This window comes from Pseudomonas sp. HS6, assembly GCF_023375815.1.
Lineage (GTDB): Bacteria > Pseudomonadota > Gammaproteobacteria > Pseudomonadales > Pseudomonadaceae > Aquipseudomonas.
The window spans coordinates 3,247,770-3,271,481 of record NZ_CP067412.1 but is presented as its reverse complement, the minus strand read 5'-3'; the positions used below and the strand labels follow the sequence as shown (position 1 = coordinate 3,271,481).

The following is a 23,712-nucleotide window of genomic DNA, read 5'->3' as shown; positions in this document are numbered from 1 at the left end:
CTTTTTCACGATAGCGTCATCAATTTTCCACCCATACCACTGAATAATCGCAAGCATCAAAATCCTCGCGAATGGGAAAGCCATAGGTCATAATGTCCCACAAAATTCCCGCCGAGCCTTTCGTATGCCGTCCGCTCAATCACTCGAACTTCTAAAACAAGCAAGAAGTCGATACACCCAACGTGAGATCGCCGAACACGTCGGTAAGGATGCAAAGACTATCCGCAGATGGGAAAAGGGAGAGTCTCCATGCCCCGTCATGCTTGAACCAGCGCTGAAATCACTACTAACGCACCCTGAAACCAAGGAAGTCATGAGTTCTCAACCGAAATTTAAGTTTATTGACCTTTTCGCCGGAATCGGTGGAATTCGGATGGGCTTTGAGGCACATGGTGGTGAATGCGTATTTACGAGCGAGTGGAATACGTACTCAAAAAAAACATACATTGAAAATTATGGCGACAACCATCTATTTGTTGGCGACATAACTCCATTCCCCAGCAGCGATATTCCCGACCATGACATTCTTTTAGGTGGCTTCCCATGCCAACCTTTTTCCCTTGCAGGTGTCAGTAAAAAAAATTCGCTGGGACGCCCGCACGGGTTTGAATGTACAACCCAAGGGACTCTTTTTTTTGATGTGGCGCGAATTATCGAAGCAAAAAGGCCGAAAGCATTTCTTTTAGAAAACGTCAAAAATTTAATATCACATGACAAAGGAAATACTTTTAGGGAAATTATAAGAACGCTCAAAGACGAGCTTGGTTACGAAGTCCATTACAAAGTAATAGACGGACAGCACTTTACACCTCAGCATCGCGAGCGAATTATAATTATTGGATTTAAAGAAAGTACAAATTTCACTTGGGATGAATTATGTCTTCCTCCAACCCCTTACCGTCTTTCTAGCATTTTACATAAAGATGATGGTAGCGAACCAATGCTGCCTTGGGACGGCGACAAATACTTTGACCATAGCCGTTGGGCAGTGCAGGAAAAGTATACCCTCACCCCAAAATTGTGGAATTACTTACAAGCATATAAGTTGAAGCATAGCGCCGCAGGAAATGGCTTTGGTTTCGGCCTAGCATACCCTGACAGCATCACCAGGACGTTGTCGGCTAGATATCATAAGGACGGCTCGGAAATATTGGTATACCAAGGCACTCTTAAAAATCCAAGGAGATTAACTCCCCGAGAGTGCGCAAGACTTATGGGATTTCCAGATACTTTCAGAATTCCAGTAAGTGACACACAAGCATATCGCCAATTTGGTAATAGTGTAGTGATGCCTGTAATTAAAGAGGTAGCTAGAATTATGCTCCCCCATCTAGAAGGTCATACTCAAACCGTAGAAAAAAAATCGGACCTTTTGCACGCTTAACTATGGATATCGTTTCCCCCTCAACTCGAAGCCGGATGATGTCCGGCATTAGAGCCAAGAATACAAAACCGGAGCTAACAATTCGTAGGTCCCTTCATAAACTTGGGTTCAGATATAAGCTTCATGAAAAAAAACTGCCTGGGAAACCTGATCTAGTTTTACCAAAGTACAATGTGGTCATATTCGTCCATGGTTGTTTCTGGCATGGCCACAACTGTCCATTATTCAAGTGGCCCAAAACGCGTCCAGAATTCTGGCAAAAAAAAATAGGTCGAAATAGAGAAAACGACCACCTCACAGAAAAAAAACTGCTAGACAATGGTTGGAGAGTTTGTAAAGTATGGGAGTGTGCCATCAGAGGTAATGGCATCACCGTAAGCAACGTAATTGTGGAGCTGAGTCGATGGATAAGGGGAGGTTCATCCAATCTCGAAATTTCGCGAGCAAGCTTTACTGCTGAAAAAGTTTCCAACACTCCAAAAAATGAAGGTCTTCAGGATGAAGAAAACACAATGGATACGGCAAGAGAATCAAATAGCCCTCCGCCTTCCATGCGGTGAAACTGTAGAACCTACCGCGCTGGAAATTTTCCAGATTGTGTTTCAAGGCATCACTCACTACAAAAGTTACGAAGTAGAAAACCCGAAACTTCATCTGCCGGATGTCACCTTTTCAAAAATACCCGCAGAAGTGACACTTTGCATAAGCTCTGAATCAAACAATATAAAGTCTGAGCTTGGTGTAAGCTCCACATCCGAGTTTATTGCTATTTCGACAGACTCTGATCAAGCGATCATAAATTCCACATGGCATCCAATTCATAAAAGCCAGTTCCACACCGCGCTAGCTTGGCTAAGTTCAAAGAATATAAATATAAACTCAGGGCTAAATATTGCTTCACTTATAGATATACGCATCTCTGAAGATCAACCTTTCAAGGTAATTGATACAGTTTCAGAAAAAGATTTCACACCGACCTATGATGGCGCCCATGCAATTGCAATAGACGGCTTAAATGCCAAACTGTATGAATATCAAGCCATCGGAGTTCTACACCTTCAGAAAAACTCACAGCAGGGTGTTGGGTGTGTACTAGCTGATGAAATGGGGCTGGGGAAAACCTTACAAATCATTGCCCTATTGCAGCAAGAAAAAAACTCCTTGCGAGGTCCATCACTAATTATTGCTCCTGCAACACTAATAGAGAATTGGGCAAGAGAAATCATTCAATTTGCTCCGAATCTTGAGATACAAAAGCACATTGGATCGGATCGTGCAGGAATAACAAAAAAGCTAGGGTTATGTGACATCACGATTACCTCCTACGAAACTGCAATAAAAGATGAAATTCTACTCGCATCAATAAACTGGAATATCATCACCCTGGACGAAGCGCAAAATATAAAGAACCCTCATGCGCAACGAACCTTAGCTATCAAGCGCCTGCCCTGCCGCGTCCCTATTGCAGTTACTGGCACTCCCTTCGAAAACAAACTAGAAGATTTGTGGTCAATCTGCGATTTTGTTTTACCGGGCTTATTAGGTGATCTAGATCAGTTCAACATTCGCTTTTCTGACTCTGCTTACGGCGCAGAAAACATTGCTCCCATCATTGCGCCTTTAATATTACGGCGAATGGTTTCTGAAGTCGCCGATGATTTACCTAACAAAATCGATATCCCCCAAGCGCTGCCAATGAGCACTCTCTTGGCAAATAAATACGAAATTATAAGAACTGAGATCTTAGCTGAGTATGGAGCTGCTGCAGGGCTGGTAGCAACATCGAAGCTTAGAATGTTTTGCGCAAATCCATCAATGCATCCAGATTGGTTAGTTGAACCAATTCAAGAAACCCCAAAATATATTAGACTCATTGAAATCCTGTCAGAGATTTTTTCGAGAAATGAAAAAGCACTGATATTTTCAACTTATCAATCAGTAGCCGATTTGTTTATTGAAAATCTACCAAAAAACTTTCCAACTAATTTTTTTAGAAAAATTGACGGAAGGACTCTTGTCATGGAAAGACAACTAATCGTCGATGAGTTTTTTAATTTTGAGGGAACTGGTGCACTGTTTCTTAACCCAAAAGCGGCTGGTTCTGGATTAAATATTACTGCGGCTAATCACGTCATACATTTCAATCCAGAATGGAATCCAGCACTAACAGCTCAGGCTTCAGCTAGGGCCTATCGACGAAAGCAAAAAAAACCAGTCACAATACATCATCTTTATTATGCAGACACAGTTGAAGAAGTTATCAGAAATACCTCACTATCGAAACAAACCCTTGCTGGACAGGCTGTGACGGGCCATCAAGGAGAAATAGAACCGATTGTAATCGCTGACGCCTTAAATATTTCCCCAATAAACTCTAAGAATTAAATTATGACTAGAGAAGCAAGAAAGAAGCTAAGCCCAAACGATGCGGGAAAAACAGGAACGCATCAAGCCGGCATCCTGGTTCCCAAAAAAAGTGAAATCCTAACTTTTTTCCCAACTCTTGAAAGGGGAACCAAAAACCCGCGTCAAACGATTGTAATGTTTGAAGAACAAGACAACACTAGGTGGGAGTTCTGCTACATACACTACAACAACAAACTTTTTGGCGGCACTCGAAACGAATATAGATTAACAGGCATGACCAACTACCTACGCTCTACGAACGCAAACGTAGGTGACATAATTTCCTTCTCAAAAAATGATGATCTCTCTTACAAAATAAAAATTATCCGATCCCGTACTTCAAATAATGACAGCGCAACATGCGACACGCTGATACTTACCAGCGGCTGGACAATCATCAACTGCAAGTGATAAATGGACATCATCATGAATGACAATCTTTTTACTGTAGCACCCGATGTAGCTCGTATCAGTGAAGGATTAAGAGATACTGGGTACGATTTTAACACTGCTATTGCTGACATCATCGACAATTCCATTGCAGCGGAAGCCAATCTCGTCGATGTGCGAATCGTAGTTGACTTTACCGGAAATATAATTATTTCCGTAGGAGACGATGGTAACGGCATGGATAGGCCTGCTTTAATGGACGCTATGAAATATGGTTCCCCCAAACGTCCAAGTGCTAAAAGTTTGGGGAAATTTGGGCTAGGACTTAAAACCGCATCAACTGCATTCTGCAGACGTTTATCCGTGGTCTCAAAGTTTACAGCCGATGTAGATCCTCTTCGGGCAACCTGGGACTTAGATGTGATGGCGGCCCGGAATAGCTGGGATTTGGAAATAACATCACCATCCGATAGCGAGCTCGAATTACTGAATATAACCGCAAAAAATAATCACGGCACAGTGGTAATCTGGGAAAGTGTAGACCGAATACTCAATGGCTATAAAGACCCCACTGCCCCCCCTCTAAAAAAGGCAGTACTACGCTTAGTAAAAAATTTGCAGGAACATATAGCCCTTGTTTACCAACGCTTTCTTGATCCCAACGATGATCGTGAGCGAACAGTAAACATTCGAGTAAATGATGAAGTGGTAGAGGCTTGGGATCCATTCTGCATTGCTGAAACTAAAGAGCCCGTTGCTTTTGTTACTCAAGACCTAGTTCTTCCTGATGGAACGAAAACAAACTTTATTATTAAAGCCTTTATCTTACCCCGAAAAGAAGAATTCAGTAGCGAGGAAGCAAAAGTTGCTGCGCGGGTTTCCAATGAAAGACAAGGCGTTTACGTTTACAGAGAAAACCGACTAATCCATGGTCCTGACTGGATGGGAATGTTCAAACAGGAACCGCATTATTCTCTAATGCGAGTTGAATTATCATTCGACCATACGTTAGATACCGCATTTCAAGTTGATATAAAAAAATCTCGTATAAATCTCAATTCAGATCTTTATGAATGGCTCCGTGATAAAATCCTTGCAGCTCCTCGAAGAGAAGCGGAAATACGTTATCGCCGAGGTGTAGCAAGCACTGCAACGGGCACCGCTGCACTTCTCCATGCTTCCTCAAGCAATGTGATAAACCAAAAATCAGCAGGACTCACAAAGGCAGAAGTTAACATCGTTGATGCTGGCACCGGCGAGGTAACTGTCAATAACAAGTCCGGCACGACAACCGCGACGATGAAAATCGTCGACTCTACGGATACCGGTTCGATACACATTACTACTGCACCAACTCTAGAGCATGGTGCATTGTGGGAACCTAGTATTGGCAGGGGGTCTGCTGCAGCAGTGTCGCTTAACACTGGACATCCATTTTACTCTAAGGCCTATCTACCGAATAAAGAGAACAGTCCAGTAATACAGGCATTAGACTATCTATTATGGGCTCTCGCCCAAGCAGAACTTAACAATGTAAACAACGCAAACAAAGACGCATTCGAAGAGTTCCGAATCGAAGTATCCAGAAACCTCAAAAAGCTTGTAGCAGACTTACCTGACGCAGTAGATGGAGATATTGCTTAATGGCAGCACTCGACATCAAAGTATTATGCCGCCGTCTTGAAGGTAGGTTTGGCATACGCCTTACAACTGGAGAAAAGACTATCGATGGCGGTCAATTTGATGTCATAAGACCTTCCGACTTAGATGATGGAAATAGCTTCTGCATTATTGTTTCAAGAACACACCGACAAATCGAAGCGTGCTTTTCCGCAGACAATTTCTCTGGAGCTATGCTCCGGAGAATGTCGGAGGCTGACAGCGAATCAAAAATTCAATTTGATCGAATTCGTACCACTCAGGAAAACCTTCAAATATACGTAGCAACAGACGGCAACTTTACCGAATCATTAGCTGAAAACAATAAATCATGGCAAAAGCTTGATATCGATGTATGCCAAAGGCTCTCTACCTCTGAAACGACTACAGACTCCATACTCGCTCACGCTCTAAATGTCACTACTTGCTGCCTATCTTTAACCTTATCATTACTAACATTAGAAGACGCGGAAAGCTCTGACCACTTAATAAATAAAGGATATCCAGAAGGTTCAATAACGCGCATTGAGGTTAACAAATACGAAAGAAACCCTTCAAATAGAGCTGCATGCATTTCTTACTACGGTACAGCATGCCAAGCATGTGAGTTCGATTTTTCCACTTTCTACGGAGAAATTGGCGAGGGTTACATTCAAGTTCATCATTTGACTCCAGTTTCAAAACTCGGGAAAGATTACATCATCAATCCCGTTGTAGACTTAGTACCCTTATGCAGCAATTGCCATTCGATGATTCACCGAAAAAATCCACCTCTATCCTTAAACGAATTAAAGCAACTTGTAAAAAAACGCACAAAAATTCAAACTTAGACACACTTCTTGACTAAACTTTAATCTTGACCTAACGCACATCATGAATATACTTACGGGCGACGCCTAAGAAACGTCTGTACCAGAGCGGTCCTCCGCACCCGACAGTCATGCGGCTTTTTTTCGTCTGCGGTTTCTCTACGCCTGCGAAAAGTCCCGTTATGTCGGGAGTGGGCGAATACAAGACCCGAAAGGGGAATATGTCCGGCCCGTCTCTGGTGGGTTTCTTAGCTCCCGACACCCTTAACGAATGCCCTAAGAAAGCAGCCAGAGGTAAATGGAAATGCCTGACTACTCAGCCTTCACGATGAAGGCGAATCGCTGTACCCGCCGTTTGAATCCCGTGCTCCCGACTTGGGGGGCACGTCATGTCTGAACCACTTCTTCCAACACGATTTGTCCGCAACAAAACCCACCTGCATGCCCTTCTGGTGGAGAACCAGGCCTGGTTCTGCGTCCATGAACTGGGGCGGCTGATGGGTAAATATCTGGATGAGCGACAGCTGCGCAAACTCGACGCCGATCAGCGGCAGATGATGTGCGTGGAGACCTACGGCGAGCCCGGAGAACATCTGATGGTGAGCGAGTCAGGTGTGTATGCGCTGTTGATCTATCACTACTGTCCCGAGTATCGGCAGCTTCGTGAGTGGGTGACGCATCAGGTTGTGCCTGCGCTGCGAGATGCCCGTCCGATGCGCTCGGTTGAGCGTCCAACGTTGAGTGTTTTGAGCTGGCCGAAGATGTCGCTAAGCACGTTGCACTGGCAGGATGAGCCGTGGATTCGTTTGCGGGACATGCCGTGCTTGCTGGCGGAGGATCCGTTCAATCGGCAGGAATCCTGGTGGCGTAAAGCTTCACGAATGCTGCGTAGTTACTGACATCAAAAAACCGCTGCTTGAAAACTCAAGCAGCGGTTTTTTTATGGCCCAGAGTGCCTGGGATAGCCAATCCCCGGCAGACTGGTTCTGCATCATTCTGAAAACAATCAGTGCAACCCACCCCATCACCCGCTATTAATACCCCTCCCCCACTCAAGGACCCGAGCCCCACCATGAAATTCGACCTCGCCTACTGCCTCAGCCTCGACGACAAACTGTCGATCTATGACGTTCGCGATCTCAATTTCGATGAGACGGTGGCGTTCGATTCCGCGAAGGAACACTTCCAGTGCCCCAACGACGCCTGTCGTTCGGCGTTCGATGCTTCCAACGAGTTGGGTACGTTCAACGCCAAGAACGTGAATTACGTGCGCACGCCGCACTTCAAGAATCTGCCCGGTACGCAGCATGTGGCGGGTTGTCCGTATGTGAGTTTGAAGACGTCGGCGCCGGGGGTTGAGGCGGCGGATGGGGAAACGGATGACGGGCGGGAGGAGCATTTCCCGTCGGAATTGTTGCTGACACGCCGTGAGTATGTGCGCAAGCCTGCCGCGCCTGCGGGGGCGGCGGATGTGTTGCGGGATGATCCGGTGCGGGTGGCGGCTACCAACTCGAAAGAGTCGCCGAGTCGTGAGACGGCGCCGGACAAGACCAGTGTCTTCGCTCACCCCGTGGAGTGTTTTGTGTCGAACTTCGCGGACAAGGATTTGCTCAAGCGCATGCCGTTGAAGATTGGCGAGCATACGGCGCCGTACAGTTCGTTCTTCAAGAAGATCGAGTACTTGATGGACAACAAGGGGCTGATTTACTGGGGCCGGATCAAGAAAATCGAGGACTTTCACAGCGCCAGTTTCCGGATCGATTTCGAGGACAAGGTCTGGTTCAAGAAGCCGGATGACAGCAAGAAGAAGCCTTATCCGGTCAGTGTCTATCTCAACAAAAAGCTGATCGACAACTACCGCAAGCGCAAGGCGTTTCTGGAAGAGATCAAGCACGCCATCGACAGCGATAAGGAGTTGTTTTGCTTCTTTTATGGCGTGACGCCGGAGTTGAAACAGGTGCCGGGCAAGAAGAACCCCGAAAAACCTTTCGAGGTCTTCAATGCCAATATCGAGAACCTGGATCACTTCATTATTCGTGAAGCGCCGGGGTTGGCGTGATGGTTAGTTCTGGGGCAGTTGCAGTTTGACGGCGCCGGGGTCTTGCATGATCAGGGAGTACGGCAGGATCGACCACTCGGGCTCATCGCAACCACGTTGTACGCGGGGGAAGTACGGCCCCAGATAAATACCCTTGGCGGTGAAGTACCAATCGAAAGCGCTCCAGACATTTTCATCGGTGTAATCACAGCTGTCTTCATCACCTGCGGCTGGTTTCTTCATTTCGTTGGGATACAGCGAGGTGAACTGCTTTATAAGCCATTGCACAAACACCTCTCTCTGTTCGCCATTGCTTATCTCCGTCGGAGTGCCTTCGTGCGCCCCCACTTTCAAAACGTCTTCCAGCTTTAATTCCTGGCCAGTATGAGCATTGAGATTGATTGGGGAGTTGCCGACATCCGGGTGCGCGCCGCCGCAGTCGTAACCGGTGTTGATGTTCAGGCTGACGATATCGGACGACAGAAACGTGGGCGCGACGCTTTGCCATTGCTCGGCACTTTCGCCACCTTGCAGCATGCAGGCGTGATAACTGATGACCTCTTTCCAGAGACGTTCCAACAATTGCTCGTTGATCCGCTGCTGCTCTTCTTTGGGATAACCGGACTCAATACTGAATAAAGAGATTTTCGACTCAGGCTCCGCCCACCATTGCAGGTCGTAGCCCATGAAGTTCTCTTTCTTCCCCGGTTTGAGCTTGAGCCCCTGCAGGCGCAAATATTCGTAAGGATCGTCTTTCGGCAACGTGGCAATAAAGGGCAACGTCGTTGCGGTCGGCGCTGGAAGTTTGGCCTCGACCAGTTGCACCAGCAGCTTTTTGCCCTTCGGGTTTTGCCATTCGCCCTGCCAGCCGTTGGCGGTGGATTTCAGTTTGAGGGTTGGCAGCGGCTTGTCATCGCCGTAGCGATTGTTGCCCTCGGCCAGCGTCAACGCACTCTCTTGTAATGAACCGCTGAGGGCCAAATCGCGGTGATACTTCTCGTAGAAGTAACGACCGGTCACTTCATCCGGCTGCTGAGTGTTGAGTTCCACCACAATCGGCGTCTTGCCCAATGTGCCGGTGAACACGCGCGGACCATCTTCGGCATGGGCGGCGGAAATCAGTGTGAACAACGCCACGGCATATGGCGCCAGGCGTAACAGTCCCTTGAGCATGGATCGATCCCTGAATGAGTCGGAAGTTGCGCCGGGACGTGGGGGCCGGCGCTGGAAAATTCGCGGCGAATTATGGCGAGGTTGTGTCCGGTAATCGAGATATGTAATTCGAGCTCTAACGACGCGTCATGGCAGTTGCAGCGCTACACCACCCGGATGTTGTTTGACGACGTTGTACGGCAGAACACTCCAGTCCACGAATCCGCATACCGCTGCGACATGCGGAAACGATGGATCGAGCTTGATGCCTTGCGGTGTGAAATACCAACCAGGGAAGTCCCAAGGACCTTCATCGTTGTAGCCGCAGTCGTCTGAGCCTTCCGGCGTGATGGTCATGTCTTTCGGGTAGAGCCTGGTCAATTGGGCAACCAGCCAAGGCGCTAACTCCGTGGTGCGGTACTTTGACCAGACATCAGATGAACCGGATGATGTGTCGATGTAGTCGTCGCGCTCTTCATGACGTACTGGCTGGCCCTGCCCGACCCACAGAACATCTTCAAGGGTCAGTAACTTGCCGCTCTTTGTATCGATATTGAGCGCTTCCTGGTTTTGATCCGGGTAGGCTCCGCCACAGAAGTATTCGGTTGAAATGCGCACGCTCATCACTGCCGATGACATCCACAGCGGTTGACTGGATTGAGCGTAATAACCGCCGCAGCCATATGACGACAACACTTGGCCCCACAAACGCGCCATCAACTGCTGGTTGATACGCTGACGCTCCTCAGGGGAGTAACCCGAGACCACTTCGAAGAGTGAAGTTTTTGTCTGCGGCTCGCTCCACCATTGCAGCGTGTAGCCCATGAAGGTTTCGGTTTTGCCTTTCTTGAGCGTGACGCCCTGCAACCGCAAGTACTCGTAAGTTGCATGATCATGCAACTTGGCCAGATAGGGTAAGGAGCCGGCGGGTACTTCGGGAATGATGGCTGGCTTCAACTCGATCTTCAGGGTCTTACCGGCGGTACTTGTCCACTCGCCACTCCAACCATCAAGTGCTGGCTGCAAGCGAAGGGTCGGACGAGAGTTCTCCATCCGCGAGCCTTCCTCCAGCACCAGCGTTTCCCCATCCATGGCACCGTCGAGTGCCAGATCCTTGCGGTACTTCTTATAAAAGTAACGACCCTCTCCGGTACGGGTATTTATTTCGAGGACGATGGGCGATTTACCCAGAGTGCCGGTGTACACCTGCGCGCCGCTGTCGGCCCAGGTCGCAGTCGACACAAACAACCCCGTCAGCAACAGAACACCGAAAAGGCGCAACAGTCCTCGGAACATCACTTCATCCTTGAGTAAACGAGCCGTTGCTCGCAAAAAGTAGCCGCGGATTATGTAGAGGTTGCAGTGCAGAATCGAGCGACTTCAGACTCAATTCACGCACATGCTGATCATCACAATCACCAGCAACCCGATATACACCCAAGCATGCACCCGATCCGGTATCCGCCCGATCCACGGCGTCGCCAGTCGAATCCCCAGCATCGAGCCCAGCGTCAGCACCGCAAACGCCAACAGATCCACATACCCGATAAACCATGGCCCGAGGTCTGTCTCGCTAAATCCGGCCATCACCATGTACGTCAGCGTCCCCGCCAAAGCTACCGGCATGCTCAGCGGATTGGCCATCGACGTCGCCTGCGACATGCTCAACCCGCAACGCCGCAATAACGGCACGGTCATGACGCTTCCTCCTAAACCGAGAAACGTCGCGATGGCGCCAATCCCCACACCGCCGCCAGACGTTTCCACCGTTCCCAATCGCCGTGGGATGACGCCTTCGGACTGTGTGAGAAAGCCGCGTCGCAACAGGCAATCGACAATCGTCACACCGAGGTAGGCGATGAAGGCATAACGAATGACTTCGCCACTGACCCACACCGCTGCGACTGCGCCGACAACCGCGCCCAAACCGATGAACCCGCCCAAGGGCCAGAGGTAATCACGAATAAGATTGCCGGCGCGGCGGTGTTTGTCAGTGGCGACCAAGGCGTTGACGATCATCACGCAAGTCGAGGTGGCGACGGCGATGTGCATGGCGGATTGGCTGATCGGGTCGTCAGCGCCGTGGCCGGCGGTAAGCATGCGGTACAGCAGCGGCACGACGACGAAGCCGCCGCCGAAACCAAAAAGTACGGCGGTGACGCCGGTCAGGCAGCCGAAGAGTGTCAGCAGGAGGTAGAACATGGCGCGTCGTCCGTTGTTTGGGAGCGGTCGACGATAGAGCCGCAACGCTTGGCCTGCTTCAGCAAGTCAGCCAATAATGTTTGCGTTTACGCCAATCGCTGGATGCCTCTCGATGCGCAATGTTTCGATCAATCTGCTGGATGACACGCCGCGCCCTGTGGTGGCGATCGGTACGGATTATCCCCACGGCTATCTGTTGCCACGTCATACACATCGGCGGGCGCAATTGTTGTATGGCGCGACCGGGGTGATGCAGGTCAGCACGCATGACGGCAACTGGGTGGTGCCGCCGCAGCGGGCAGTGTGGATTCCGCCGGGGGTGGCGCATGAGGTGTTGATGCTGGGGGTCAGCACTCGCAGTTTGTATATCGAGCCGGGGGCGGTGGATCTGGGTGAGCGCTGCCAGGTGATCAGCGTGTCGCCGTTGATGCGGCACTTGCTGATGGACGCCGTGGAGTTGCCGCTGACGTATGACCAGACCGGACGCGACGGTGTGCTAATCGATTTGCTGCTGCATGAATTGGTGCGTAGCGCACCGCTGCCGTTGCATATCCCGCTGCCGTCTGACGGAAGACTGCTCGAACTGTGTCAGACCTTTCTGCATCAGCCGAATGCCCATCAATCGCCCCAGCAATGGGCCGATCAGCTGCACGTAAGCTTACGCACCTTCAACAGACTGTTTCGTCAGCAGACCGGCCTGAGTTTCAGCCAATGGCGCCAGCGCGCCTGCGTGGTGTTGGCGCTGGCACGGCTGGCGGCGGGTGAAGCGGTGACGCGGATTGCCCTGGATTTCGGCTATGACAGCCCGGCGGCGTTCTCGACGATGTTCCGTCGGATCCTCGGTCAGGCACCGTCCGTCTGGTTGGAGGCGGCGAACTAGGGCAAATCAAAAAATGCGTTTGATCCCGGCCGAAAACAACTGTACAAAAACACAGTACATTTCCATCAGCACTCTCGAGCCCGGAGCACACCATGGCCTCTTCAGCGATGAATCTCATCCTCGAACGTATCGCCCTTTTCCAGTTCACCCCGACCCACTGCGCCCAGGCCCGAGGGATGTTGGGCTGGAGCGTGGAACAACTGTCGCGGGAGGCAGGGGTTTCGGTCAATGACATCCAACGGTTCGAAGCGCAGCAGGAAGTGGCGGATTCGGCGCGGCTGGCGTTGACCTATCGGTTTGAGGCGCAGGGGCTGGTGTTCTTTCCGGGGTTTACGCCGGGGCGTGGGGGGAATGTCAGAGGTGCTATGCCGGATTCAGTGAGTCATGGAGATTATGCGATGGCTGACTGAAAGGACTGATTGTGATTATTCCAATATAGGTATATTTTTCGCATGAGTACAAGGAAGCCACTCCTGTGGGTTAGCAGTAGCAAGAAAGATCTGAAGCAGATGCCCACAGATGTACAGGATGTTTTTGGTCACGCACTGGATTTGGCCCAAAGCGGTCTCAAACATCCAGATGCAAAACCTCTGAAGGGGTTTGGAGGCGCGGGTGTCCTCGAGTTGATTGAGGACTTTGATACGAATACCTACCGCGCCGTTTACACGGTCCGTTTTGGCAATGCGATTTACGTCTTGCATTGTTTTCAGAAGAAGTCGACCACCGGTATAAAAACCGCGCAGTGCGATGTCGATCTGATCCGAAAGAGACTTCAAGCCGCTCAGGATCACGCGAAAGGAACATAGAAATGAATGAAATCGAAGAAAGCAGCGGAAACGTCTATCAAGACCTTGGCTTGCCAAACGCCAGTGAAATGCAGGTCAAGTCACAGCTTGCCGCAAAGATTGGCGAAATCATCAAAGCGCGTCATCTCACTCAATCTCAAGCATCTGAAATCTTGGGGCTCTCACAACCCAAGCTATCCGAAATGCTGAGAGGGAAATTCCGCGGCATCAGTGAAGCCAAGATGATGGAATGCCTTTCTCATCTTGGGCGAGATGTCCAAATTGTTGTCAAGTCGGCCCCTCGCTCACGCAAAGAGGGCCGAATTGAAGTGGTGTTTGCATAACGCGAAACCCTACTACGCCCCTTGCACCACCGCCTCACTCTCCCCTTCAACCGCCAACCACCACGCATTCCCGCGTTGCGGCTGTGCCAGGTTGAACGCCTCGCCCATTTGCGGAGTGGTAATGGAAACACTGCGCTCCCAGGCCAGTGCAAGAATGCGGTCAAAGGGTTCATGCCAGGCATGCATCGCCAGGTCGAACGTGCCGTTGTGGATCGGGAGTAACCAGCGGCCCTTAAGGTCGATGTGGGCTTGCAGGGTTTCTTCCGGTTGCATGTGCACGTGGGGCCATTCGACGTTGTAGGCGCCGGTTTCCATCAGGGTCAGGTCAAACGGGCCGTATTGTTCGCCGATGCGCTTGAAGCCATCGAAGTAGCCGCTGTCGCCGCTGAAGAAGATTCGTGTATCGCCATCGATGATGACCCACGAAGCCCAAAGGGTCTGGTTGCCGTCAAACAGGCCACGGCCGGAGAAGTGTTGCGACGGGGTGGCGATGAAGCGGATGCCGGCGACTTCGGTGCCCTGCCACCAGTCGAACTGGCGGACCTTGCTGGCATCGATGCCCCATTTCACCAGCGTGTCACCGACGCCCAGCGGGGTCAGGAACACATTGACCTTGTCCGCGAGTTTCAACACTGCTTCGTAGTCGAGGTGGTCGTAGTGGTTGTGCGACAGGATCACGGCTTCAATTGGTGGCAACTCGTCGATGCTGATCGGCGGCTGGTGGAAGCGTTTCGGGCCGGCCCATTGCACGGGCGAGGCGCGCTCGGCGAACACCGGGTCGGTGATCCAGAACTTGTCTTGCAGTTTCAGCAGCAGGGTCGAGTGACCGAGACGATAGACGCTGTGATTCGGCGCAGCGATCAGGTCGGCGCGGGTCAAAGGCTGCACGGGAATGGCCGACGCCGGGCGGGTGTTGCGCGGTTTGTGAAAGATCATGTTCCACATGATGCGCAGCATCTTTCGCACACCTTCGCGTTGCACTGGAGCGTGATTGCGGAAAGTCCCTTCGGCCTGGCGCGAAGCTTCAGGTACAGGACTGACCGCGGAAGAAATTGATTTGGCCATGACTGAATGACTCCAGAAAAACCGCGCAACTCACGGTTTTCCAAGGTGGGACGATAAATGGCCAAGGCACGCACGCATCAGCCGGACATCTGGTTTTAGGTTGCACCGATTAACGCAGCATTACACTGATCGGTGTACTTTCTAGGTTGCATCAAACCGGATGACAAGTAAACTGCCGAGTGTAATTTCCTCCTTTTTCCTGCCGAATCGAATTTATGACAGCTCCAACGCGCCTTACCGACCGCAAACGCGAAGCCATCATCCTGGCGGCCATTACTGAATTCCGCGCCAACGGTTTCGAAGTCACCAGCATGGACAAGATTGCGGCCACCGCCGGGGTGTCGAAGCGTACGGTGTACAACCATTTTCCGAGCAAGGAAGAGCTGTTCGCCGAAATTCTCAACCAGTTGTGGGCACGGATCAGCACCGAGCAAGCCGTGTCGTATCTGCCCGATCAGCCGTTGCGCGATCAACTGCGAACGATGCTGCTGGCCAAGTTGCAGATGATGGCGGACGACAATTTCATGAATCTGGCACGTGTCGCCATTGCCGCCGCGATCCACTCGCCCGAACGCGCACAGAATATGGTGGCGCGCATGGGCGAACGTGAGGAAAGCGTGACCGTGTGGATTCGCGCGGCTCAGGCGGACGGTCGATTGAAACCGGTCGATCCGGAGTTCGCCGCGCATCAGGTACAGGGCCTGCTCAAATCCTTCGCCTTCTGGCCGCAGATTTCCATGGGCCAACCGGCGCTCGACAACGCATCGCAAAATGCCGTGGTCGAGTCGGCGCTGGATATGTTCCTGGCCTGCTATCAGCCCTAGATCGTGCCTGCACCAAGATTAAATGGCTCACAAGGACACTGAATTTTCCCGCTGGAATAAATGACAATGTCTGTCATTGACCGATGAACGGTCACTCTGAAGAATTACACTGCAAAGTGTTTCAGAATGAATCTGGCGAAGAACATCATGGATAACCAACGCGGCAAAGGCTTGTCATTCGCCAGACGCATTTACCTGCCACGTGCCATCGGTTTGGGCGTCGGTCTTTTCAGTGTCGGCGCCGCTCTGTATCCATTGAACATGCCGGCCTGGCTCTGGGCGCTGCTGCTGTTCAATGGTTTTCTCTGGCCCCACGTCGCCTATCAATGGTCAACTCGCTCGGCCTTTCCCTACCGCGCCGAACGTCGCAACCTGCTTTATGACTCGGTGTTCGGTGGTTTCTGGACCGCGTGTTTCCAGTTCAACCCGCTGACCGCCGTGACCATTCTGTCGATGATGACCATGAACAATGTGGCCGCCGGTGGCCGGCGGCTGTTCCTGCTCGGCGCCCTCGCCCAGGTGATCGGCGTGCTGTTGGGCTGGTCGGTATTCGGGGTCAAGTTCAACCTGACCACCACGCAGACCCAAGTCTGGGCCTGCCTGCCGATGCTGACCCTTTATCCGCTCGCACTGGGGATGGTCTGTTACCAACTGGCGATCAAACTGGCCGAACACAAACGCACCTTGAGCGCCCTCAGCCGCACCGACAGCCTGACCGGCCTGCTCAACCACGGTGCCTGGAAAGACCTGCTGCACCTCAAGTTCCAGCAGTGCCGCGACCACAACAGCCAAGCCACGCTGGCACTGATCGACATCGATCATTTCAAGGTGATCAACGACAGTTACGGGCACATCGTCGGCGACGCAGTGCTGCAACAACTGAGTCGCAAACTGAAATCCGTGCTGGATGAAAGTGAGCTGGCCGGTCGTTACGGCGGCGACGAGTTCTGCGTGATCCTGCCCAACCTGCCGCTGAGCAAAGCTGAGGCCTTGATGGAGCAACTGCGCCAGGCTCTGCATCAATACCGCCATCCCGAGGTGCCCGAGTTGCGCGTCAGCCTGAGCATTGGGCTGGCGCGTTTTCAACTGACCTACGCGGATGCACTCGACTGGCTGGATGACGCCGACAAAGCGTTGTACACCGCCAAGCACACGGGCCGTAACACGATCAGCGTAGCGTTGAGCCGGTCCAGCGCCTGACAAAAGTTGTACAAGATCCGGACAAACCACTTTCTTGTACAACTTTATAAACTTTGTATAAGATTGAGCCGTCAGCCTGGATGCTGGCACTATGAAGTCAACGCCGAACGTCGCCAGCATCTTCGGCCTGCCGCCGCGGGAACAGGGACAACACCTCTAGCCCTATTTCCGGAGCGCACCCAGCATGTTTTTCAATCGCCACAAGTCCGTCATCGACGACCTGCAACACACCATCACCGAGCAATCCGGTTTGCTCGAAGCTATCAATCGCTCCATGGCGGTGATCGAGTTCGATCTCGACGCAGTGGTATTGCGCGCCAACGACAACTTCCTCAAGACCATGGGCTACACCGCCGAACAGGTGATTGGCCAGTCGCACCGCCAGTTTTGCCCACCCGATTTTGCCCGCAGCAGCCAGTACACCGAGCTTTGGTCGAAGTTGAAAAACGGTCAATTCCAGTCCGGCACCTTCGAACGCGTCGACAGCCAGGGCCGGCCGATCTGGCTCGAAGCCAGTTACAACCCGATCAAGGATGCTTCGGGCCGCGTGGTGAAAGTGGTCAAGTACGCCATGGACGTCACCGCCAAGGTGCAGCAGGAAAGTGAAGCCAACGCCAAGTTGCAGGCCATCGACCGGGCCATGGCGGTGATTGAGTTCGACCTCAATGGCAATGTCCTTACAGCCAATCAGAATTTTCTGACGCGCATGGGTTACACGCTTGCCGAACTCAAAGGCAAACATCACCGCTTGTTCTGCACCGCAGAGCTGGTCAGCAGCAGCGAGTATCAGGATTTCTGGCGCCGGCTCAATCAGGGTGAGTTGTTTCACGGGCAGTTCGAACGCGTCGACAAACGCGGGCAAACCGTCTGGCTGGAGGCCAACTACAACCCGGTCTACGACGCCGCCGGCCGGCTGTGCAAAGTGGTGAAATTCGCCTCGGACGTCACCGCCCGGGTCGAGCAGCACGAGCAGGATGCGCGCAGCGCCAGCGCCGCCTATCACATCTCTGTCGCCACCCGAAAAGTCGCCGAGCAAGGCACGCAAGTGATCCAGCAAACGGCCAGCGAAATGCGCGAAATCGCCGACGACATCGCTGAATCTTCGAACCTGATCGCACAGCTCGGCGAACGCTCCGAGCAGATCACCACCATCGTCAACACCATCCGTGCGATTGCCGATCAGACCAATCTGCTGGCCCTGAACGCCGCGATCGAAGCGGCCCGTGCCGGCGAGCAAGGTCGCGGTTTTGCCGTGGTGGCCGATGAAGTGCGGCAACTGGCGGCACGTACCAGCGGTTCGACGGCGGAGATTTCCAACATGATCGGCCTGATCCAGAGCGAAACCCGCCAGGCGATCAAAAGCATGGACGGCACCCGTGGGCGCGCGGCGCAAGGTGTCGAGCTAGCAGATCAGGCCGGGACGGTGATTCTGCAGATTCGCGACGGCGCCAGCGAAGCCGTGGACGCGGTGAGCATGTTTGCCAACGAGCGTACGCCGGGATAAGGCCAACACGGGCGACGCAGGGCTATAGTGACTCAACGTCCCAAGCCCTGCCGAGTCCGTCATGACCACCGAAAAAACCGAATCCCCCGCCGCTGCCACTGTCGATCACCTGCGCTTCCACCGCCCCCACGCCCACCTCAACACAACCTTCGGCAACGACAAGTTCGCCTTGCGGGCCGAGGCGTTCGCGCGGTTCTTCGGTACGCCGACTTTCCTCGGCGCGCAAACCCTGATCGTGGTGCTGTGGGTGTGCCTCAACATCTTTGGCGTGACGACCTTCGACGTCTATCCGTTCATCCTGTTGAACCTGGCGTTCAGCCTGCAATCGGCCTACGCCGCACCGCTGATTCTGCTGGCCCAGACCCGTCAGGCCGCACGGGACAAGGCGCAATCGGACGCCGACGCGCAGCACCGCGAAGCCTTGGCCGTGGCCAATTCCGAGCGTCAGGTGCAGGCGGCAAAGAACACCGCGCAGTTGCTTGAGCTGCTGGAGCAGAACACCCGGCTCACCGAAATGACCAAGAACCTGACCGAGCGCATCGAAGGCCTGACCCGCGAGTTGCACGATCACATGCGCCAGAACCCGCAATCCTGATCACGGCAAACGCAGCGCCCGCCCGAGTTCATCGAACAGCGTGACCACCGAGCGCAACGCGCGACAGTCCGGGCGGGTCAGCAACCACAGCGCGGTGTCATAACCGTGCAGCGGTTCGCTCAAGGCTCGCAGGCCTTCGGTAATCAGAAAGTCCGGCAACGCCGCGACGCCGAGCCCGGCGCGCACCAGCTCTGTCACCGACAGCATGCTGTTGCAGCGGTAACCCGGCGTCACGCCCGGCAAGTGCTGGCGACGCCAGACGACGGTCGGGTGATCGGGCAGGAAATCGTCCGGAGCGATCCAGGTCAGCGTGGTCAGATCGGCCTCTTCAACATTTTGTAGATAACGTTCACTGGCGCAGACCCGGTAGGCAATTTTCGCCAGTTCCCGTCCGACCAGATGCTCCGGTGGTGTGCGCGTCAGGCGCAGGGCGATGTCGGCATCGCGGCGGCTGAGGTTGGCGAAATCGTTGGAGGTGCTCAACTCGATGGTCAGCGCCGGGTAGTTCGGCATGAACTGCGCCAGCGCCGGCAGCAGCAGACCTTGCAGCACCGAATCGGTACAGGTCAGGCGCACCGTGCCGCTGACCACTTCGCCGCCCTGCTCCACGCCGATGCGCGCCGCTTCCAGTGCCTGTTCGGCGCGTTCTGCCTGTTCCGCCAGAGTCTGCGCAAGACTGGTGGGCAGGTAACCCGCTCGGCTTTTTTCGAACAGTTGCTGACCCAGCGCGGCTTCGAGCCTGCGCACGGCGCGAAACACCGTCGACACATCGACCTTCAACAGCTGCGAGGCCCGGGCCAGAGAGCCGCCGCGCACCAGGGCGAGAATCAGCGCCAGGTCCGGGAAGTCGAGTCGATAGTGCGTCGCTGCATTGATCACTTGGGGAAATGCCCATATTGAGTGCGTGAACGCCAATCTATAGTGAGCATCATCCATCAACAAGCACAGCGAACACTCATGGAATCCAGAGCACTGCGCATCGCCCTGATCGGTGACTACGACCCGCAAGTCACCGCCCACCAAGCCATCCCCGTTGCCCTTGGGCTGGCGGCGGAACACATTCGCCGTCCCGTAAATTTCGAGTGGCTGGCCACGGACGGGATTCACGTCGATACACCGTTCGATGGTTTCGACGGTTTCTGGTGTGTCCCGGCCAGCCCTTACAAGAGTGAAGCTGGCGCGTTGCGGGCCATTCGTTTTGCGCGCGAACAGCAGCGACCGTTCCTCGGCACCTGTGGCGGTTTTCAACATGCCGTGCTGGAGTTTTCCCGCAACGTGCTCGGATGGGCCGATGCCGAGCATGGCGAAACATCGCCCGGGTCCAGCCGTGCGGTGCTCACGCCGCTGACCTGCTCGCTGGTGGAAGCGGTGGACAGCATTCACCTGGTGCCCGGTTCGTTGATCGCCAAGGCGTACGAAACATCCGAGATTCGTGAAGGTTATCGCTGCCGTTTTGGTGTGAATCCGCAGTTCGAACGGGAATTGCTGACCCATGACCTGCACGCCGTGGGCCACGATTCGGCCGGCGATCTGCGCGCCATCGAACTGAAAAACCATGTGTTCTTTGTCGCGACGTTGTTCCAGCCGGAACGTGCCGCGCTCAAAGGTTTATTGCCACCACTGGTGCGGGCGTTTGTAGAAGCCTGCTCGGAGCAACGTCGATGAAATCGAACACTGAATGTTTCGCCGTGATCTTCACCTCGACCCGCACCGACGGAGACAACGGCTACGCCGAAGCCTCCGAGCGCATGATGCAATTGGTGGGCGAGCAACCGGGGTTTCTCGGCATCGATTCGATCCGGGGCGCGGACGGGGTGGGGATTACGGTTTCGTACTGGGAGAGCGAGGCGGCGATTCTGGCTTGGCGTGAGCATCCGGAGCACCGCGTGATTCAGGCGCGTGGGCGGGCGGAGTGGTATTCGGCGTTTCATACACGGGTGTGTCGGGTTGAGCGGGAATATCGGTTCGGCCAGTGAGTATTGAGGTGAATTCACTGGCCCCTTCGCGGGCAAGCCCGCTCCCACAGGTACCGCGTGATTTTCAGAACAACCCATAACCTGTGGGAGCGGGCTTGCCCCGGGCGGCGTTCCGACGAAGGGGCCGGAACAGTCACAGCAGAACCTCAGCCCTTCACCAGACTGCGCACCGCCTCAATCTCCGGCACTTCACGCTTGCTCATGTAAACCCGCAACGGTTCGGTGATGTTGATCCGGTCATCGATGTGCTGATCGAGCAGCAACTGGATCAGTTCGCGCTTGAGGGTCATGGTTTGCTCGGTGGCCGGTGACCAGACAAATTCGCTGGCGGGAATGATGCCGTCATCGGCCACGTCCATGCCAAACGAGTCTTCGCTGAAACGCACGATGTACTGGCCGGTCTTGCGGTTGAGGCCGACAAAACCCTTGAGGTCGTCGGCCGCCTGGCAGATGAGTTGGGATGTGATGCGCATGGTAAACCTCACAAGAGTGATCGAAGGTTTACACGCAGGGCATTGAGGCACACCCTCTGCCGGGGTGGTTGCCGTGGCCAAGCGTACTGCAAACAAACGCACAAAAGTGCGGAAATTTTCGCTTTCAGTACGTTTATGTCGGTCTTGCGATAGCACGTTTTCGTTTGAGTTGCTAAAAGGGACATCTTCGAAAATACCTGCGAAAGGACCTCGACATGCCCGCCACGTTTACCAAAAGCGCTCTGCTGCTGAGCCTGATGCTCGGCCTCGGCCAGGCCCACGCTGCCGCCCAGCCAAGCCCTGTTGCATTCGCTGCCTCCGAGGGCATTCCGCACCCGGCGGTGATCGCCCACCGTGGCGCGTCCTTCGATGCACCGGAATCCACCGCAGCCTCCTACAAGCTGGCCCGCGACCTCGGCGCCGACTACCTGGAAATGGACCTACAGCGCAGCAAGGACGGCGTGCTGTTCGCCCTGCACGACAACAACCTGCAACGCACCACCGACGTCGCCAGCAAGTTCCCGGATCGCAAGGACAGCCCGGCCAACGCCTTCACCATGGCCGAACTGAAAACCCTGGATGCCGGCAGCTGGTACAACAAAGCCTACCCGGATCGCGCGCGTCCGTCCTACGCCGGCCTGAAGATTCTGACCCTGGACGAAATCATCGACATCGCCCAGGCCAACCCGCAGCACAAGCCGGGCCTGTACATCGAGACCAAGGAACCGCAACTGTTCCCTGGCATCGAGCACGACCTGAAGGAAAAACTCCAGGCCCGTGGTTTGCTGATCCCGGCCGGCGCCAAACAGCCAAAAGACGCCACCAGCGTCGGTGCAGGCAACGGCAAAGTGATCCTGCAAACCTTCGAGAAAAACAGCCTTGAGCTGCTGCAAAAGGAAATGCCGCAGGTGCCGAAGATCTTGTTGCTGTGGGTCGGTGAAGGCAGCATCGAGCCGAAATCGAAAGTGACCTTTGCCGAATCCGGCGAGAAGGACAAGAACACGTTCTACGGCAAGCAAGAGCCGAAATCCGAAGCTGAATTCAAGCAATGGATAGACTACGCCAAGGCTCAGGGCGCCATCGGTACAGGCCCTTCGGCCAAACTGACTCACGGCGGCGATCAGAGCTATTCGGATCTGGTTCAGCCATGGATGAACAAATACACCCACGACAAGGGAATGCTGGTGCACGTCTACACCGTCGATGAGCCGGTGGACTACGAGAAAGTCATGGCTGCCGGCGTCGATGGCATCTTTACCAACCGCGCCAGCGAGCTGCTGAAGTTCTACAAACGCCCGGCCGCCGCCAGTGTGGATCAGGTGTTGAAGAACAACGGTTTCTGATGCAACCGGACACCCCGTGGACAGGCCGCCTCTGGCTGGGGCACGACTATGGCCTGATCCACGGGATGTCGGGGCGCACTGCGCCCCACTCCCACTATGCGCACCAACTGATTCTTGCGCCTGACCGGCCGTTGACTGTACTGGTCGAGGGCGAAACCGTCACCACTTCCCGCCTGCTGATTACGTCACAGACTCGCCATGCGATTGTCGAGGCGCCGGATCCCGTGTTCACCGTGTACGCCGAACCGTTGCGGTTTGAGGCCCAGACGTTGCGCGATGCGCTGTTCGACAGCGAGTTGTCGTTGTCAGCACTGGATTACGCCATTGGCCAATGCCCGCGCCGCGAGCTGAGCGATCCGCGAATCGAACGCGCCCTCGCCACTGTCGATGCCTCGCTTTCGAGCAAAGTCGCCGCCAGCGCCGTGGCTGATTCCGCCCATGTTTCCCTGAGCCAGTTGCAGCGCTTGTTTGTCAGTCAGGTCGGCTTGCCGGTGCGGCGACTGGTGTTATGGCGACGATTGCGGCTGGCGATGGCTGCGATTCTGGCAGGTAATGCGGTGACCGATGCCGCCCACTCCGCCGGGTTTGCAGACTCTGCGCACTTCTCCCGCAGCCTGAAAAAACTCTTCGGCGTCACCGCCCGCCAGGCGTTGCAGCACATCGAATTGCGCCTGCTGGACTGA

The 23,712-nt window shown here is 53.8% G+C and carries 26 protein-coding genes; 20 read left to right on the top strand and 6 right to left on the bottom strand.

Translation table 11 applies throughout. The features are described from left to right. Positions 1 to 124 precede the first annotated feature (124 nt). The 8 genes from dcm (at position 125) to JJN09_RS14760 (ending at position 8,707) form a co-directional block, all read left to right on the top strand. Positions 125 to 1,384: a DNA (cytosine-5-)-methyltransferase gene (gene dcm, locus JJN09_RS14795; protein ID WP_302852065.1), complete on the top strand. Its 1,260-nt coding sequence runs from the start codon at positions 125 to 127 to the stop codon at positions 1,382 to 1,384. A gap of 2 nt (positions 1,385 to 1,386) precedes the next feature. Then, complete coding sequence (locus tag JJN09_RS14790) at positions 1,387 to 1,944, top strand: very short patch repair endonuclease (protein ID WP_302852064.1); 558 nt, start codon at positions 1,387 to 1,389, stop codon at positions 1,942 to 1,944. Then, the gene (locus JJN09_RS14785) at positions 1,883 to 3,769 is read left to right on the top strand and encodes a DEAD/DEAH box helicase (RefSeq protein WP_249490751.1); all 1,887 of its coding nucleotides are present in this window, start codon (positions 1,883 to 1,885) and stop codon (positions 3,767 to 3,769) included. The genes JJN09_RS14790 and JJN09_RS14785 overlap by 62 nt, the downstream gene beginning before the upstream one ends. A 3-nt stretch (positions 3,770 to 3,772) precedes the next feature. After that, positions 3,773 to 4,201, top strand: a complete 429-nt coding sequence (locus JJN09_RS14780) for an EcoRII N-terminal effector-binding domain-containing protein (RefSeq protein WP_249490750.1) — start codon at positions 3,773 to 3,775, stop codon at positions 4,199 to 4,201. A 15-nt stretch (positions 4,202 to 4,216) separates the two neighbouring features. Beyond that, positions 4,217 to 5,824, top strand: a complete 1,608-nt coding sequence (locus JJN09_RS14775; protein ID WP_234205829.1) for an ATP-binding protein — start codon at positions 4,217 to 4,219, stop codon at positions 5,822 to 5,824. Continuing rightward, positions 5,824 to 6,669, top strand: coding sequence for an HNH endonuclease (locus tag JJN09_RS14770; protein WP_249490749.1), 846 nt, complete (start codon positions 5,824 to 5,826; stop codon positions 6,667 to 6,669). Before JJN09_RS14775 ends, JJN09_RS14770 begins: the two co-directional genes overlap by 1 nt. A 368-nt stretch (positions 6,670 to 7,037) precedes the next feature. Next, on the top strand, positions 7,038 to 7,547 hold the full coding sequence (locus JJN09_RS14765) for a Bro-N domain-containing protein (protein WP_249490748.1): 510 nt from the start codon (positions 7,038 to 7,040) through the stop codon (positions 7,545 to 7,547). Between the two features lie 173 nt (positions 7,548 to 7,720). Then, positions 7,721 to 8,707, top strand: coding sequence for a hypothetical protein (locus JJN09_RS14760; protein ID WP_249490747.1), 987 nt, complete (start codon positions 7,721 to 7,723; stop codon positions 8,705 to 8,707). 3 nt (positions 8,708 to 8,710) lie between these two features. On the opposite strand, the gene JJN09_RS14755 is transcribed toward JJN09_RS14760, so the two are convergent. The 3 genes from JJN09_RS14755 to JJN09_RS14745 all read right to left on the bottom strand — a co-directional run bounded on the left by JJN09_RS14755 (position 8,711) and on the right by JJN09_RS14745 (position 12,040). Next, positions 8,711 to 9,859, bottom strand: coding sequence for a hypothetical protein (locus tag JJN09_RS14755; RefSeq protein WP_249490746.1), 1,149 nt, complete (start codon positions 9,857 to 9,859; stop codon positions 8,711 to 8,713). 126 nt (positions 9,860 to 9,985) lie between these two features. After that, positions 9,986 to 11,134, bottom strand: coding sequence for a hypothetical protein (locus tag JJN09_RS14750; protein ID WP_249490745.1), 1,149 nt, complete (start codon positions 11,132 to 11,134; stop codon positions 9,986 to 9,988). Between the two features lie 90 nt (positions 11,135 to 11,224). Continuing rightward, positions 11,225 to 12,040 carry a sulfite exporter TauE/SafE family protein gene (locus JJN09_RS14745; protein ID WP_249490744.1) on the bottom strand — a complete coding sequence of 272 codons (816 nt, stop codon included), beginning with the start codon at positions 12,038 to 12,040 and terminating at the stop codon, positions 11,225 to 11,227. Between the two features lie 112 nt (positions 12,041 to 12,152). Here JJN09_RS14745 and JJN09_RS14740 point away from each other — a divergent pair, with 112 nt between their 5' ends. From JJN09_RS14740 to JJN09_RS14725, 4 genes are all read left to right on the top strand, one after another. Continuing rightward, complete coding sequence (locus JJN09_RS14740) at positions 12,153 to 12,920, top strand: helix-turn-helix domain-containing protein (protein WP_249490743.1); 768 nt, start codon at positions 12,153 to 12,155, stop codon at positions 12,918 to 12,920. Between the two features lie 92 nt (positions 12,921 to 13,012). Then, positions 13,013 to 13,330, top strand: a complete 318-nt coding sequence (locus JJN09_RS14735) for an XRE family transcriptional regulator (protein WP_249490742.1) — start codon at positions 13,013 to 13,015, stop codon at positions 13,328 to 13,330. Between the two features lie 42 nt (positions 13,331 to 13,372). After that, positions 13,373 to 13,726, top strand: coding sequence for a type II toxin-antitoxin system RelE/ParE family toxin (locus tag JJN09_RS14730; RefSeq protein ID WP_302852063.1), 354 nt, complete (start codon positions 13,373 to 13,375; stop codon positions 13,724 to 13,726). 2 nt (positions 13,727 to 13,728) lie between these two features. Beyond that, positions 13,729 to 14,049, top strand: a complete 321-nt coding sequence (locus JJN09_RS14725; protein ID WP_249490740.1) for a helix-turn-helix domain-containing protein — start codon at positions 13,729 to 13,731, stop codon at positions 14,047 to 14,049. 12 nt (positions 14,050 to 14,061) lie between these two features. Here the strand turns inward: JJN09_RS14725 and JJN09_RS14720 are convergent, their stop codons facing one another. Further along, positions 14,062 to 15,114, bottom strand: a complete 1,053-nt coding sequence (locus JJN09_RS14720; protein WP_249490739.1) for an MBL fold metallo-hydrolase — start codon at positions 15,112 to 15,114, stop codon at positions 14,062 to 14,064. Positions 15,115 to 15,329: 215 nt separating this feature from the next. On the opposite strand from JJN09_RS14720, the gene JJN09_RS14715 reads away from it, so the two are divergent. From JJN09_RS14715 to JJN09_RS14700, 4 genes are all read left to right on the top strand, one after another. After that, positions 15,330 to 15,938 (top strand): TetR/AcrR family transcriptional regulator, encoded by a 609-nt coding sequence (locus tag JJN09_RS14715; protein WP_249490738.1) that lies wholly within the window; start codon positions 15,330 to 15,332, stop codon positions 15,936 to 15,938. 147 nt (positions 15,939 to 16,085) lie between these two features. Beyond that, positions 16,086 to 17,138, top strand: coding sequence for a diguanylate cyclase (locus tag JJN09_RS14710; RefSeq protein WP_249490808.1), 1,053 nt, complete (start codon positions 16,086 to 16,088; stop codon positions 17,136 to 17,138). A 184-nt stretch (positions 17,139 to 17,322) separates the two neighbouring features. After that, entirely contained in the window at positions 17,323 to 18,642 is a 1,320-nt protein-coding gene (locus JJN09_RS14705) for a PAS domain-containing methyl-accepting chemotaxis protein (protein ID WP_249490737.1), read from the top strand. Positions 18,643 to 18,703: 61 nt separating this feature from the next. Then, on the top strand, positions 18,704 to 19,237 hold the full coding sequence (locus JJN09_RS14700; protein ID WP_249490736.1) for a DUF1003 domain-containing protein: 534 nt from the start codon (positions 18,704 to 18,706) through the stop codon (positions 19,235 to 19,237). Here JJN09_RS14700 and JJN09_RS14695 read toward each other — a convergent pair whose 3' ends face one another. Continuing rightward, positions 19,238 to 20,179, bottom strand: coding sequence for a LysR family transcriptional regulator (locus JJN09_RS14695; protein WP_249490735.1), 942 nt, complete (start codon positions 20,177 to 20,179; stop codon positions 19,238 to 19,240). A 15-nt stretch (positions 20,180 to 20,194) separates the two neighbouring features. On the opposite strand from JJN09_RS14695, the gene JJN09_RS14690 reads away from it, so the two are divergent. Beyond that, positions 20,195 to 20,902, top strand: coding sequence for a CTP synthase (locus JJN09_RS14690; protein WP_249490734.1), 708 nt, complete (start codon positions 20,195 to 20,197; stop codon positions 20,900 to 20,902). Beyond that, entirely contained in the window at positions 20,899 to 21,213 is a 315-nt protein-coding gene (locus tag JJN09_RS14685) for an antibiotic biosynthesis monooxygenase (RefSeq protein WP_249490733.1), read from the top strand. Before JJN09_RS14690 ends, JJN09_RS14685 begins: the two co-directional genes overlap by 4 nt. A 146-nt stretch (positions 21,214 to 21,359) precedes the next feature. On the opposite strand, the gene JJN09_RS14680 is transcribed toward JJN09_RS14685, so the two are convergent. Further along, positions 21,360 to 21,686 carry a DUF2025 family protein gene (locus tag JJN09_RS14680; RefSeq protein ID WP_249490732.1) on the bottom strand — a complete coding sequence of 109 codons (327 nt, stop codon included), beginning with the start codon at positions 21,684 to 21,686 and terminating at the stop codon, positions 21,360 to 21,362. Between the two features lie 215 nt (positions 21,687 to 21,901). Here JJN09_RS14680 and JJN09_RS14675 point away from each other — a divergent pair, with 215 nt between their 5' ends. Both JJN09_RS14675 and JJN09_RS14670 read left to right on the top strand, forming a co-directional pair. After that, the gene (locus tag JJN09_RS14675) at positions 21,902 to 23,029 is read left to right on the top strand and encodes a glycerophosphodiester phosphodiesterase (protein WP_249490731.1); all 1,128 of its coding nucleotides are present in this window, start codon (positions 21,902 to 21,904) and stop codon (positions 23,027 to 23,029) included. After that, positions 23,029 to 23,712, top strand: a complete 684-nt coding sequence (locus JJN09_RS14670; protein WP_249490730.1) for a helix-turn-helix domain-containing protein — start codon at positions 23,029 to 23,031, stop codon at positions 23,710 to 23,712. The genes JJN09_RS14675 and JJN09_RS14670 overlap by 1 nt, the downstream gene beginning before the upstream one ends.